This is a genomic window from Pseudomonas sp. HK3, assembly GCF_052920985.1.
Window position 1 is genome coordinate 402,402 of the sequence record NZ_JBREXD010000001.1, and the last position, 14,906, is coordinate 417,307.

11 protein-coding genes and 1 pseudogene are annotated in these 14,906 nt (G+C 43.8%); 5 read left to right on the forward strand and 7 right to left on the reverse strand.

The features are described from left to right. Nucleotides 1-19 precede the first annotated feature (19 nt). Together folP and ftsH are read right to left on the reverse strand one after the other, a co-directional pair. Nucleotides 20-853, reverse strand: a complete 834-nt coding sequence (gene folP, locus ACU6U9_RS01855; protein ID WP_446733383.1) for a dihydropteroate synthase — start codon at nucleotides 851-853, stop codon at nucleotides 20-22. Nucleotides 854-923: 70 nt separating this feature from the next. Next, on the reverse strand, nucleotides 924-2,852 hold the full coding sequence (gene ftsH, locus ACU6U9_RS01860; protein WP_446733384.1) for an ATP-dependent zinc metalloprotease FtsH: 1,929 nt from the start codon (nucleotides 2,850-2,852) through the stop codon (nucleotides 924-926). Nucleotides 2,853-3,320: 468 nt separating this feature from the next. Between ftsH and ACU6U9_RS01865 the strand changes: the two genes are divergently transcribed. From ACU6U9_RS01865 to ACU6U9_RS01875, 3 genes are all read left to right on the forward strand, one after another. After that, nucleotides 3,321-3,644 (forward strand): YhbY family RNA-binding protein, encoded by a 324-nt coding sequence (locus ACU6U9_RS01865; protein WP_446733385.1) that lies wholly within the window; start codon nucleotides 3,321-3,323, stop codon nucleotides 3,642-3,644. A gap of 656 nt (nucleotides 3,645-4,300) precedes the next feature. Beyond that, a complete protein-coding gene (locus ACU6U9_RS01870) occupies nucleotides 4,301-4,528 on the forward strand; it encodes a hypothetical protein (protein ID WP_446733386.1) in 228 nt (75 codons plus the stop codon). Then, the gene (locus ACU6U9_RS01875) at nucleotides 4,529-5,191 is read left to right on the forward strand and encodes a hypothetical protein (RefSeq protein WP_446733387.1); all 663 of its coding nucleotides are present in this window, start codon (nucleotides 4,529-4,531) and stop codon (nucleotides 5,189-5,191) included. It begins immediately after the preceding gene. Here ACU6U9_RS01875 and ACU6U9_RS01880 read toward each other — a convergent pair. Together ACU6U9_RS01880 and ACU6U9_RS01885 are read right to left on the reverse strand one after the other, a co-directional pair. Further along, a complete protein-coding gene (locus ACU6U9_RS01880; protein ID WP_446735045.1) occupies nucleotides 5,130-5,633 on the reverse strand; it encodes a transposase in 504 nt (167 codons plus the stop codon). The two genes, ACU6U9_RS01875 and ACU6U9_RS01880, sit on opposite strands and share 62 nt — an antisense overlap. Continuing rightward, nucleotides 5,599-6,335, reverse strand: a pseudogene (locus tag ACU6U9_RS01885) (IS256 family transposase). The gene ACU6U9_RS01880 and the pseudogene ACU6U9_RS01885 overlap by 35 nt, the downstream one beginning before the upstream one ends. Nucleotides 6,336-6,410: 75 nt before the next feature. On the opposite strand from ACU6U9_RS01885, the gene ACU6U9_RS01890 reads away from it, so the two are divergent. Further along, complete coding sequence (locus ACU6U9_RS01890) at nucleotides 6,411-6,851, forward strand: hypothetical protein (RefSeq protein WP_446733388.1); 441 nt, start codon at nucleotides 6,411-6,413, stop codon at nucleotides 6,849-6,851. Nucleotides 6,852-6,941: 90 nt separating this feature from the next. On the opposite strand, the gene purL is transcribed toward ACU6U9_RS01890, so the two are convergent. After that, nucleotides 6,942-10,820: a phosphoribosylformylglycinamidine synthase gene (gene purL, locus ACU6U9_RS01895; RefSeq protein ID WP_446733389.1), complete on the reverse strand. Its 3,879-nt coding sequence runs from the start codon at nucleotides 10,818-10,820 to the stop codon at nucleotides 6,942-6,944. Nucleotides 10,821-11,143: 323 nt separating this feature from the next. On the opposite strand from purL, the gene mltF reads away from it, so the two are divergent. Next, the gene (mltF, locus tag ACU6U9_RS01900) at nucleotides 11,144-12,619 is read left to right on the forward strand and encodes a membrane-bound lytic murein transglycosylase MltF (RefSeq protein ID WP_446733390.1); all 1,476 of its coding nucleotides are present in this window, start codon (nucleotides 11,144-11,146) and stop codon (nucleotides 12,617-12,619) included. A gap of 441 nt (nucleotides 12,620-13,060) precedes the next feature. On the opposite strand, the gene tadA is transcribed toward mltF, so the two are convergent. Then, nucleotides 13,061-13,549: a tRNA adenosine(34) deaminase TadA gene (tadA, locus tag ACU6U9_RS01905; protein ID WP_446733391.1), complete on the reverse strand. Its 489-nt coding sequence runs from the start codon at nucleotides 13,547-13,549 to the stop codon at nucleotides 13,061-13,063. Next, a complete protein-coding gene (locus tag ACU6U9_RS01910) occupies nucleotides 13,546-14,526 on the reverse strand; it encodes an alpha/beta fold hydrolase (protein ID WP_446733392.1) in 981 nt (326 codons plus the stop codon). The genes tadA and ACU6U9_RS01910 overlap by 4 nt, the downstream gene beginning before the upstream one ends. Between the last annotated feature and the right edge of the window lie 380 nt (nucleotides 14,527-14,906).

Here is a 14,906-nt window from a genome sequence, read left to right on the forward strand (position 1 = left end):
ACATAACCATTGTTCTATTTTACAACTGTGCCTGCATCGCTTGCACGACTTTTAACGCTTCAACGGTTTCTTTAACATCATGAACTCGAATGATTTTAGCGCCTTTCATCGCTGCAATCACGGCACCAGTCACACTTCCTATCACTCTGTCACCAACTACAGCATTATTTAACACGCCTGCTATCATGGATTTTCGCGACAACCCGATCAACATCGGCACACCTAAAGCATCAAAATGCTCAAGCTTCGCTAGCAATGCATAATTATCTTCTAGGGTTTTGCCAAAACCAAAACCTGGGTCCACTAAAATTTGATGACTCGCAATCCCTGCCTCATGACACGCCCGAATTCGCTCAACCAAAAAACCTGACACCTCTTCAATCACATGCTGATACCTTGGGCTATCTTGCATGGATTTTGGCTCACCCTGCATGTGCATCAAGCAAACAGGCAAGTTAGTCTGCCTAGCCGCCTGTAAAGCGCCTTTTCGCTGCAACGCTCGCACATCATTAATCATATGGGCACCAGCCTGCTGTGCAGCAATAAAAACGTCAGGACTGCTCGAGTCAATACTGATAACCACATCTAACTGCGCGTGTATTTTTTCTATTACCGGCATCACACGATCAAGCTCTTCTTGCAAAGAAACCGATTTTGCCCCAGGGCGAGTAGATTCACCGCCAACATCGATAATCGTAGCACCTTGGCTCACCATATCACTGGCATGCCTCAATGCCTTTTCGATGGAGTTAAACTGACCACCATCGCTGAAGGAATCAGGCGTGGCATTCAGTATGCCCATTACCTGAGGGGCTGATAGATCCAAGGATCGATCACCACAAATAAACGTCATTGCTGGGTCCTAAAATAGAAAAAGGCAACACAACTGGGTTGTGTCACCTTTAAAGATTTAACGCGAAGAATTAATTACCGTTGGCAGGGTCTGCTGATGGCTTCAAATCTGACTGATCATCTGCAACATCTACTTTTACATCTTCAGCCGTTGGTGCTGCACCACCTTGATCATCATCGGACCAAGATTGAGGCGGGCGAGGCTTTTGGCCATTCATGATGTCATCAATTTGTTTGCTATCAATGGTTTCATATTCCATTAATGCGTCTTTCATCATTTCTAGCTTGTCACGGTGATCAACCAAAATTTTCTCAGCACGGTCGTAACAGTCTTTTAGTAATCCTGTGACTTCTGCATCAATGGTGCGAGCGGTTTCGTCTGAAAGATGCGCCATCTGGCCACCACCGCCACCACCTAGATAACTGCCTTGCTCTTCATCTGTGTACAGCTGAGCACCTAACTTATCAGACAGGCCCCACTTGGTCACATAATTACGAGCGTATTGCGTAGCACGCTCAATATCATTTGATGCACCTGTGGTAACACCGTCTTTACCTAGCGTCATTTCTTCCGCAATTCGACCACCATACAGTGAGCAAATACTGCTTTCGATGCCACGCTTACTAATTGAATAGCGATCTTCTTCCGGTAGAAACATCGTCACACCTAGCGCACGACCACGAGGAATAATCGACACTTTATACACAGGGTCATGCTCTGGCACCACTCGACCAACGATTGCATGGCCTGCCTCATGGTATGCAGTATTTTCTTTTTCTTTATCGCTCATGACCATGGACTTACGCTCAGCCCCCATCATGATCTTATCTTTTGCTTTCTCGAATTCTTCCATCGAAACAGTAGAGCGACCACCACGTGCCGCAAATAATGCGGCTTCGTTTACAAGATTGGCCAAGTCCGCGCCCGAGAAACCCGGTGTACCACGAGCAATAACACGGGCATCGATGTTTTCAGATACTGGCACTTTACGCATATGCACTTTCAAAATTTGTTCACGACCACGAATATCCGGCAGACCCACAACCACTTGACGGTCAAAACGACCTGGACGCAGCAATGCAGGGTCAAGAACGTCTGGGCGGTTAGTCGCGGCTATTACGATAATGCCGTCATTACCTTCAAAGCCATCCATTTCAACCAATAGCTGATTAAGTGTTTGTTCGCGTTCGTCATTACCACCGCCGATACCCACACCACGGCTACGACCTACCGCATCGATTTCATCAATAAAGATAATACACGGCGCTTGTTTTTTAGCTTGGTCAAACATGTCACGAACACGAGACGCACCTACACCTACAAACATCTCAACAAAGTCAGAACCTGAGATCGAGAAGAACGGCACTTTCGCTTCACCGGCAATGGCTTTTGCTAGCAAGGTTTTACCGGTACCAGGCTGACCAACCATCAAAACGCCACGGGGAATCATACCGCCTAAGCGCTGATACTTAGCTGGGTCACGTAAAAATTCTACTAATTCTTGAACGTCTTCTTTTGCTTCATCACAGCCTGCAACATCTGCAAACGTGGTTTTAATCTGATCTTCGCCTAGTAGCTTGGCTTTTGATTTACCAAACGCCATAGGGCCTCGACCACCGCCACCGCCACCTTGCATTTGGCGCATGAAAAACATAAATACCGCGATAATCACTAGAATTGGGAACGACGCGACAAGTAATTGCGTCCAGATACTTTGTTGCTCTGCTTTTTTGCCAAGGACTTCTACTTTGTGCTCAAGAAGATCATCCATCATTTTAGGATCATGGCCGGGACGAATCGTCTCGAAAAGTTGTCCGTTATTAAACTCGCCATCAATGGATGCACCAGCAATGGTGACTTTTTTCACTTGACCGTTTTGCACAAGCTCAATGAATTGAGAATACGCAATCTCTTGATTTGAAACCGGAGAATCAAGCTTTTGGAAGACTGTCAGCAAGACAGCGGCAATAATGAGCCATAAAATTAAATTCTTTGCCATTTTAGTAAAGGTCCAACCCCTAATTTATTTGATTCTCAGTACCCTTAACAGTACTACATATTCATACTAATAGTCACTTTCAGTTACTGAGTTTGGCAAGCAATTGCCCATGACTCCAGTAAAAGTGTTTCTTTTTACGAAGGAAACCCAATTTCGGCTCGCCCAAACGAATACTTTTGCTAGCCAGCGAATAGATCTAAACGCTCGATGGCTTACACTAGACCCCTTTATTGGGGGCCATATTGCTAAATACAAGGCAATTACATTCAATTAACAGAAATACTAAGAGCAGTACTCATCAGCCCAAGTTCCACGTTTTAACACAAACTAAGCGATTAAACCCCCATATTTAATAGTGATTCGCTCGGTTAATACGATTTGTCATTACGAGGGTCATTTGTGCTGTTATAATACTAAAATTAGACGACACCGTCGTATTTACCCTTTATTTCAGAGATTTTAATATTAATGGCCCTTTCTCAAGACCGCAAAAAAGCCCTAAGAACCATCGGACACAAGCTTAACCCTATCGTCACAGTGGCTGGCAACGGCTTGAGCGAGAATGTTTTAATTGAAATCGACCGTGCTCTAGAAGACCATGAGCTGATCAAAATTAAATATTCTGTTGGTGATCGTGACCTTAAAAATGAGCTAATTAAGCTGACTGAGAAAACAACTCGCTCAACTTTGATTCAAAGCATCGGTAATGTGGGCTTGTTTTATCGTGCAGCCAAACAACCTGATCCGAAAGAAATCCAACCTAGCACAGCGCTATTAATTAGCACAAAATAAAAAGGCCGCTCAATGAGCGGCCTTTTTATTGCCCTAGCCTAAAATACCGATCAACCTTTCGCAGATGACATTACTATAATCAAAGGCCTATTCTTCGGTATAACTCTAACAAACAGCCTTCGTTAGATACTTAAGTCTCTTTTTGTCTTCATGTCTTACAGAACCTAGAACGTGACGCTGCAAGTATCAAAATCTAAACTCCAACCGAGTAAAAATAATTTAGCTTTCCAGAGTACCACCGGCTCCCCTCACCCCAAAAATGACGACAACAACCTACAAATCTCTAGTTACAGCACTTAAGCTGGCTTAAAGAGATAAGTTCATATAGGAAACCGTTATTTCACTATTATCATATTTCAACAATAGTTAAATCTTCCCCTTAAATGGCAGTACTACTATGTCGGAGTACCTGGATTGGTCTAAATTATTGTCCTCTAAACGATTAGAACCTGAATCTCAAAAATACAATTCATGAACCTAGATCCCCCTTCGAAAGGGATTGTAGCCGGATTATATTTACAGATTCTTTTCGTCGACTGGGGCGTAAAACTCAGGTACACCCCTTAGCAAAAAACGATCATATCCATACACGATTGACGCATAGCCAAGAAGTTTCTGTTTTCGGCAATAGCTTAGCTTGCTGCGTATGGGATTATATGGAGTATCTCGCAGGTGAAGAAAAGAATAAACAAGCAATGCATCGTTTTACTAAAAACATTAAAAACGATTCTAGTAAATGTGATCCGATTAAAAACGGGTTTGTCACCATAACAAAAAATATAAACCGAAGTGATTTTGCATTAATTGTCCAAGCTGCCGGCTATGCACACGACATAGGTAATCCTCCATTCGGGCATGCCGGTGAAGAGGCTATTAGAGAGTGAATGAAAACCCATGAACACTTTATAGAAAAAATCTACCAAGAAGATAAGAAAAATGACATTCGCTATTTTGAAGGTAATGCACAGGGGTTGAGACTGATTATAGAATCAGAAGGCTTTCATGAAAATACTGGCTTAAACTTAACCATTGCAACAATAGGCGCGATGATCAAATACCCTCGCACATCAACAGAATCCACCAACAAGAAACACAAATACAATTATCTTCAATCCGAGATCAAGAAAATCACATCTATCAATAAAGCTTTAGGTCTTAATGAATTAGACAATCAACTTCACCCTAGACATCCTCTTTCATATTTAATGGAAGCTGCCGATGATATTTGTTATGCCATAATTGACGTAGAAGATGCCATGGAAATGAACATCCTAAGTGTTGACGATATTATAAATTTACTTCGAAAAATAAAAAAAGAAATGAAAAAAGAGATAAAAAACAAGAAAAAAGAAAACAAACTCAATTCATGCGCCAAAGATAGATTAAATCAAGCCATTGAAGTACTAAAAAACTCTAAAGGCTTATCTGTAAGGCGATCCATGGCCAAATATGAGGCTGTTCAAAATTCTGTGTCAGTTAAATTTTCTACAGGTCGATGTGTTCATCCAGTCGACCTTCAAAATGAATCGCCAGCTGCGACAGCGTAAGATTCCAATTTTGCACGGGATACGTCCAACGCTCCGAGACTTTCAAAATACCCGCGTACAATAATTTCAGCAAGCCGTTTTCGTTGGCAAAACCGCCTTTGGTTTTTGTCAGTTTTCTAAATTGCCGATGTACCGCTTCAACGGCATTGGTGGTATAGATGGCTTTGCGCACGTAATCAGGGTATTTAAAATACGTTGTAAGGGTATCCCACTTGGTTCGCCAAGACTTAATCACCATAGGGTATCGATCGCCCCACTTAGCTTCTAGCTCGTCGAGAGCGCTTTCTGCAGCATCCAGGTTAGTCGCCTTATAAACGAACTTTAAATCCGCCATGAACGCTTTCTGATTTTTACTGGCAACGTATTTAATTGAGTTGCGGATTTGATGAATAATACAGTGCTGGATTTCAGTGTTTGGGGTAGATGGTCGTAATCGCTTCAGGGAAGCCTTTTAAGCCATCAATACAGCAGATTAAAATATCTTTAACACCGCGATTGTTTAAATCGGTTAACACACTTAGCCAGTGATGAGCGCCTTCAGAGTCCGATAAATACAGGCCAAGCAGCTCTTTTTGCCTTCAATATTCACCGCCAAAATGGTGTAAATAGCTTTACTCACGTAACGGCCATTGTCTTTTATTTTATAGTGAATAGCGTCAAGCCAAACAATGGGGTACACCGCATCTAACTCACGCGTACGCCATGCCTGAAGCTCTGGCAGGAGTTTATCGGTAACGGCATTGAGAGTGCCATTGGAGAGGTTTACACCGTACAAATCTTCGATGTGTGAGCGGATATCTTGATAGCTATTGCCCAGTGCAAACAAAGCCAATACTTTACGCTCGAGCTCATCCGTAAGCTGTGTCTGATTTTTCTTAACGATTTGAGGCTCAAAGGTTCCGGCGCGGTCACGAGGGGTTTCTAGCTCGAATTTGCCTGCGGGAGATTTCATGGTTTTTTGGGTTTTACCATTTTTACGATTATGATTGGAATCATTAGCAAGGTGATCTTCGAGCTCAGCTTGCAAGGCGGCTTCAGTGAGTTGCTTGATTAGAGGGGTAAGAATACCGTCTTTTCCAGTGAGGTCTTGACCTTCACGTAGGGCTTTAAGGGCGGCTTCCATATCGAATGTTGGTTTGGTCATATGTCATCTCTTTTTTAGTGATTTTAAAGAAATGACACAGAATTTTGAACACTACCCCAAATTCGCTCCCCTTTAATGAACCTATTAACAAATCAAATCGCTATTTCTTTTTTAGAAAATTATGAAGAGATAATGAAAGGCTCATTAGAAAAAGATTTAATTGATAGTTCTGATAATCCTATTTTAAAAACAATATTGAGAGAATTTAAGCAAATTGCTAAAGAAAAAATATTTGAAGATAGAATAAAAACTCAGTATGAAGTGGGCTTTAACACTGCTATCGGGGTTTTACTTGAGTCATTTTTTATGGCGGCTGATGACCTAGTCTCAAACGGTAGGAGTAAGATTACTACTCGAAGCAAACAGGTTTTGAGCCTAATGTCTCATCACACAGAGATTACAGATAATGATGACCATTATAATGCATATTTAAAAGTACTGGATTTTATTAGCGGAATGACAGACAACTATGCATCTTACCTTTCTAAGCAGTTACATGGCGTATTTAACGCCTAATTGTATTAAATACGACCGCCTCTTTCGAGATTCAAAAACTAAAAAGGCCGCTCAATGAGCGGCCTTTTTTTATTCCACACAACGGCTTGGTTATTTACACCAAGCACGTGCGTTGCGGAACATACGCATCCAAGCGCCATCTTCGTGCCACTCATCCGGTACATAGCTGTTTTGTACCGCACGGAATACACGCTCAGGGTGAGGCATCATAATGGTCACACGACCACCAGCGGCGGTAAGACCGGTAATACCATCAACTGAACCATTCGGGTTCGCTGGGTATTGCTCGGTTACCAAACCAAAGTTATCCACATAACGCAGCGCCACTTGACCTTGCCTGGCAACTGATTCAATGTCGGCCGCTTGCGCGAATTCTGCGTGACCTTCACCGTGGGCCACAGCGATTGGCATGCGTGAACCTTCCATGCCTGCCAGCATAATCGAGTCACTTTTCTGCACTTCGACCATGGCAACACGCGCTTCAAATTGCTCAGACTGGTTGCGCACAAAGTGCGGCCAATGATCAGAACCAGGAATTAACTCGTGCAAGTTAGATAACATCTGACAACCGTTACACACGCCTAATGTGAAGGTGTCTTCGCGTTCAAAGAAGGCTTTAAATTGTGTGCGTGCGATGTCGTTAAACAAGATCGATTTCGCCCAACCTTCACCCGCGCCTAATACGTCACCGTAAGAGAAGCCACCACAGGCAACTAAACCACGGAAGCCATCTAAGGTTACGCGGCCTGACAACACATCACTCATGTGTACATCGACAGTATTAAAGCCCGCTTTATCAAATGCGGCTGCCATTTCGATCTGACCATTCACACCTTGCTCGCGCAAGATGGCAACATTAGGACGATTGCCGCTGGCGATTAAGTCAGCCGCGATATTGTCATTCACATCGAATGATAATTCAGCGTGAATACCAGGGTTATCGGCATCTAATAAACCATCAAACTCTTGCTTGGCACAATCTGCATTGTCACGCATGGCTTGCACTTCGTAAGACGTACGCGACCATAGACGCTGTAGATTCACTCGAGTATCGCTAAATAAGCTTTCGCCATTTAACTCAACCACAAGGTTATCTTCGTCATTCAAGTTGGCAACAACCGCTGCACAGTCACCAAGCCCGGCTGCATTTAATTGCGCAAGCACAAACTCAGTATCATCTTGACGAACCTGAATCACCGCACCCAGCTCTTCTGCAAATAACGCAGGGATCACATCGGCTTGTGAATCCGCCAATGCGTCTAACTTAATCGTTAAACCTACATGACCTGCAAAACTCATTTCAGTAAGCGTTGCCCACAAACCGCCATCAGAGCGGTCATGGTAAGCCATGATTTTATCGTCTTGGTTAAGACCTTGAATGACCGCAAAGAAGGCTTTTAAGTCTTCAGCATCGTCAACGTCAGGCACTTCATTACCTAGCTGATCAAATACCTGTGTAAGAGCCGAGGCACCTAAACGATTTTGGCCGCGGCCAAGGTCAATCAAGATTAAGTCGGTTTCTTCTTCGTCACCGCGAAGCTGAGGCGTTAAGGTTTTGCGCGCATCGACAACAGGGGCAAAACCCGTTACCACTAATGACATTGGCGAGGTCACGGTTTTCTCTTCACCGTCTTGCTCATTCCATTTGGTTTTCATGGACATGGAGTCTTTACCAACGGGAATGGTTAAATCTAACTGAGGGCATAATTCCATGCCCACCGCTTTTACAGTTTGATACAGTTTTTCGTCTTCGCCCGGGTGGCCAGCGGCGCACATCCAGTTAGCGGATAATTTAATGTTGCTTAATTTTTCGATGTTAGAGGCTGCGATATTGGTAATCACCTCGCCCACGGCCATGCGGCCAGAAGCAGGTGCGTTAATTAATGCCGAGGGTGTACGCTCACCCATGGCCATGGCTTCGCCAGTGTAACCATCGTAAGACGCGGTCGTAACAGCAACGTCAGCAACCGGCACTTGCCAAGGACCGACAAACTGATCACGGGCAACCGTACCGGTAATTGAGCGATCACCAATGGTGATCAAAAAGCTTTTGCTGGCAACAGCGGGTAATTGCAATACACGCTCGGCCGCTTCTTTTAGTGTAATGCCATCTAGGTTGACTGCTGGAAGGTCAAGATCAAAACGATCGGCACTGCGGTGCATACGCGGCGCTTTACCCAACAATACTTGCAGCGGCAAGTCCACAGGGTTATTACCAAAGTGGCTATCTGAAACGGTTAGGTGTTGCTCTTCGGTGGCTTCACCGATAACCGCAAACGGGCAACGTTCACGCTGGCAAATTTCTTCAAATTGCGCCAAGTTTTCTGGCGCAACAGACAACACATAACGCTCTTGGGATTCGTTACACCAAACAGCAAGCGGGCTCATGCCTGGCTCATCATTTGGAATATTGCGCAATTCAAACTTACCACCACGACCTGCATCGTTTACTAGCTCAGGAAAGGCGTTTGATAAACCGCCTGCACCCACGTCGTGAATGAAGACGATTGGGTTGTCTTCACCTAACTGCCAGCAGCGGTCGATCACTTCCTGACAACGGCGTTCCATCTCTGGGTTACCACGTTGTACCGATGCAAAATCTAAATCTTCGTTTTGCTCACCACCATCTACCGATGATGCCGCGCCACCGCCTAAACCAATTTGCATGGCAGGGCCGCCCAGCGCAATTAATTTACCGCCCACTGGAATGTCTTTTTTCTGTACATGTTCTTCACGGATATTACCGTAACCACCGGCAATCATGATTGGCTTGTGGTAACCACGTACGCCATCGCTGGCTTTGTCTTCAAACGTACGGAAATAACCGCATAAGTTTGGACGACCAAATTCATTATTAAATGCCGCGCCACCAATTGGGCCTTCGATCATGATATCTAACGCAGAGGCAATACGGGCTGGTTTGCCGTATTGGCTTTCCCAAGGTTGCTCGTAGCCAGGGATTTTCAAGTCAGAAACGGTAAAGCCAGTAAGACCTGCTTTAGGCTTAGAGCCAATACCGGTTGCGCCTTCGTCACGAATCTCACCACCACTGCCGGTAGCCGCACCTGAGAATGGCGCAATGGCAGTTGGGTGGTTGTGGGTTTCAACCTTCATCAAGATGGCCATTTGCTCTTGATGATAGCGATATTCTTTTGAGCCTGCTTCTGGGAAGAAGCGACCCGCTTCACTGCCACGAATAACAGACGCATTGTCTTTATAAGCCGACAAGATGTTTTCGTTGAAGTGTTCGTAAGTATTCTTGATCATTTGGAACAAAGATTTTTCTTGCGACTGTCCGTCGATGTCCCAGCTCGCATTGAAAATCTTGTGACGACAATGTTCCGAGTTAGCCTGAGCAAACATCATCAATTCAATATCGTTCGGATTACGACCTAACTTCTTGTAATTCTCAACTAGATAATCGATTTCATCTTCTGCCAGAGCTAAACCTAGTTCTTTGTTGGCAATCTCAAGCGCCGCATTACCGCCGACTAAAATATCCACTTGAGTCATAGGCGCAGGTTCAGCATGACTAAACAAGGCTGCCGCATCATCAAAATCCGCTAAAACGGTTTCGACCATGCGATCAAACAAATGCGCTTGAATACCGGCAACATCGTCACTGCCTGTTACCCAGTAAGCCACGCCGCGCTCTAAGCGCTTAACGCTGGTTAAACCGCAGTTTTTAGCAATATCCGTCGCTTTTGAAGACCAAGGGCTAATCGTGCCGATGCGCGGCACCACTAAGATCATTTTGCCTTGTGGCTTTTGTGCTTGAGCTTTTGGCCCATAACGCAAAATACGTTCAAGCACAGTGTGTTCTTGATCATTGAGATTTTCTAAGGTTTCCGCAAAATGCACAAACTCCCCATAAACAGAAGTCACTTCTGGGTGGGTGGTTTGAATTTTTGCTAGCAGCTTTTCACGACGAAAGGCAGAAAGTGCAGGAGCACCGGACAGTTTGAGCATTGCTGTTCAGCCTACTGTAAGTAAGGAGTGGAATTTAAGAGGGCGTAATTCTAATGGAAAGGAGCCGCTCTCACCAGCCTAAACAAGCCTTTATTTGTATCCATGGGCCTTCGCTAGGCCATCCTCATTGAATGAAATTACAACTTTAGGCGTATATAACTAAATAGTCTAAAATTAATTTTTTCAACAACCACGGGGCCTGAGAAGGATTTATCTGAATTTTGACCAAAATTGTCAGACACGGGGATTTGGAGCTTTGGCACTGTCAGATTAAAATATGACACAGATCACGTTTTACAACTAATCATTATATAGGGGGGAGCATGCAACAACACTTAGCTAACAAGCAACAGTGGCTATTAAAAGCCAGCTTCTCCCTATGCCTATTATGCATCATTGCGGTACTCGTAATGAGTTCAGGCAGCCGTCACGACTATGACGACGTCATGGATAAAGGCGTGTTAACCATTATTACCCGCAACAGCCCAACCACCTATTACCAAGATAAAGACCAGATCTCTGGCTTTGAATACGAACTGGCCCAGATGTTTGCCAAGTTTTTAGGGGTTAAACTGGAAGTTGTGGTGGCAGACACACTAGACGACCTAATTTCTGAAGTGGAGGCCGGCAATGTTGCTTTTGCGGCAGCAGGGCTAACCGCAACGCCTGAGCGCAGCGAGCGCGTACGTTTCGCCAGTAGCTACTTAGATGTACAACAAAAACTGGTTTACCGTATTGATCAAAAACGCCCTAAAAAGTTAGAGCAGTTATTGGGTAAAACATTGGTGGTTACCTCACATTCAAGCCACGCACAGTACTTGCATCGCTTACAGCAAAGCTCCCTTCCTCAGCTAACATGGATTGAGCGTGATGATGCTGAGGTATCAGAGCTTGTGCAAATGGTTGAAAACGGCGAGATTGATTACACCATCGTCGACAGCAACGAATACGATGCCATTGTTGGCTTTTACCCAAATATCGCCAGCGCTATGGAACTTGGTGAACCGGAGCAGCTAGCTTGGGCGTTCTCAAAATTCTCAGATAACAGTTTATTAAATAAGTCCCGTGAGTTTTTTCAGCTTGTTCGTGAGACAGGCCTGCTTTCCCAGTTAGAAGAGCGTTATTACGGCCACCTAAATCAAATTGATAATGTTGGTACTCTTACCTTTTTACGCCAAGCGGATCAACGCTTACACCGTTATCAAGAGCTGTTTCAAAAAGAAGCCGATAGCCACGAACTTGATTGGCGCTTACTGGCCGCCATTGGCTACCAAGAAAGCCACTGGAAACCACGTGCACGTTCACGCACAGGCGTTCGTGGCTTAATGATGCTAACTCGCACAACGGCAAAAGAAATGGGTGTTAAAAATCGCCTTAATGCTAAGCAGAGTATTCAAGGTGGCAGCGCTTATTATGCAAAGCTTAAAAAGCGCTTTGATCACATCGCAGAACCAGATCGCACTTGGATTGCACTCGCGGCTTACAATGTAGGCGCGGGGCACGTTAGAGACGCACAAAAGATTACGCTAAAACAAGGCGGCGACCCTGAACGTTGGATGGATATAAAAGAAAGATTGCCATTACTTGCGCAGAAAAAATATTATAAAACCACTCAATACGGTTTTGCTCGTGGATACGAGCCAGTTGAATACGTGCAAAATATCCGTCGCTTTTACGACTTATTAGTTTGGCGTGAACAGCCAGAACCTACTTACAGCTTTAACACCACTGAAGGTGAACCCATCTTTACCGCCGATAGTGGCTTTACAACCATTCCTCCTTTGACCGTTATAAATTAAATGCGAAAAGGAAACCAGTTGACCTTTTTTTACCGGCGTTTGCCGGTATTTTTTTATATATAAATCAACATTTTTCGTTTATTAATTTTAATATTAACACCACCTATACATTGGCTTAGTGCTAATAAACGTTTTTGTCATACCTTATAGTAATGCCATTAGTTTAATTATAAATACTATATAACGATTAGTTTAAAGTGACGTCTATTGTTTGTGCACTTCATTTCCACTCACCGTGAAAAGTATTATTATTTACAAAACTTTAACTGAGTAACTTGTATCAAGGGTTATAATATTAAATCACTGAGTTTAAGCCTATTAGCTTTTTCTGTTTTTATTAACAAGTCTCATTGAGTAACGGGTATCCCAGCCACATAACTTGGACACAGCTCTTAACTTGGAATATTACAAAAAATAAAGCGGCAATTTAAATACACCTACTCACCCTATATTATTCTCTTTCTTAACTGCCTTTTTCTCTTCTCTGCGACGCTTAAAAAACGCCTGCATTACATCACTGCACTCATCCGCTAACACACCACTCAATACGTCTACATTGTGATTAAAGTACGGCTCTTTAAATATATTTTGCTGACTATGCACGACTCCGGCTTTAGGTTCACTAGCGCCATAAATCACACGCTTTACTCGTCCATGAATCATGGCCCCTGCACACATGGTGCAGGGCTCAATGGTGACGTATAAATCAGCATCCACTAATCGATAATTCCCGATACGTTTTGCTGCATCTCTTAATGCCATAATTTCAGCATGGGCCGTTGGGTCATGGCTTGAAATCGGTTGATTAAAACCACGGCCGATAATTTCGCCATCAATGACAATGACAGCGCCAACAGGCACTTCATTTTTTGCATCGGCCAACTTTGCTTGAGCGATGGCTTCGCTCATGAATTTCTCGTGCTCTTTCATGGTTTCTCAGGTAGTAGATGAGCAGCCACATTTGTATTCAATACGTTTAGCTGCCAAAATTCTTGTAATAAATTTGCCGTTATTTCCGGTACTTCTAGCATAGGGGCGTGCCCTACATTTGGTAATATTTCTGTTTGTATTTTAGGGGTGTGCTCTAGAAATTCCTCAACACTCGAAACATGCAGCACCCTATCTTCCTCGCCCCATAAAACATAGGTCGGCATATTTAATTTTTCAAACACATAACGAAAGCCACCTGAATACCGAGCCGTTTCAGCCTCTTGATAGATGTGCTGAAAAATTTGATCATTGGCTTGCTCTCGCGCCATGGCTCTATCCGCTAAGACATCGGTTGCGGGCCAAGGTAAGAATGGAACCTGCTCCATGGCAAATGCCATTAACGTTGCCATGTCTTCTTCGCTGCGAACAATTAATGGATTTGGTAGATTGTTATCGATTCGTTTTTGCAGCTCGCTTGGTTCGTCACCATAAAACCCCACAGCATCGATTAATGATAACGTTGTCACCTGATGGGGGTGACGATAAGCATATAATGCCGCAATAGCGCCCCCCATGCTGTTACCCACTAAGTGAAAGTGCGTTAAACCCAGCGCATTAATGAAGTCGGCCAAACGCAAACTTTGCTGATCAAATCCGTAAAAATCGTTTTTCAAATAAGTGCTTTCACCATGGCCGGGGAGGTCTGGGGCAATCACATGATAATCATCAAGAAAACGCGCCATGCGTGTCCAGTTATCTTTTTCTGCCGCAAAACCATGCAGTAAAATGACCACGGGCTTATTCGATGCCTCGTCTGATTCTAAGTACACCCATTTGTTACCATTCACCATGATCTCTTTACGATCAAGGTCTGACAAACTGCGCTCAACACCGACACCCATGTCGAATAATGAGTGTTTAATCGTGGTACATGCGGATATTACGATGCTAAATATAAGGGTTATTATTATTTTCATGAGCCTCTCCTAATCTGTGCTTAGACTAGCGATTGCTCCGCCGTCGTGCAAGATGCATTATTGCCGCTATCAGGCTCTTATTTTTCGAACACGATAACCCCCGCGAAACATCAACAACGCTCACTTATATCTCAAGCACGATAAGATATTACAATATGGTGATTAACAGGCACTGAGAGTGAATAGCAACCTAATCATAAGGCTACCTACGATGACACAATGGTGGTGTGTGCCTCGTTTAAATATAAACCTGTCGCAAAGAGATAAATAACCATAGGAAAAGAGCTAATCTTTATTCTATTAATGTGTTGATATGAATGAGATTGACGATTATAGAGCTGTAAGAAGTTTGAATGATTATGTTTATTGAGGAGAAAGGG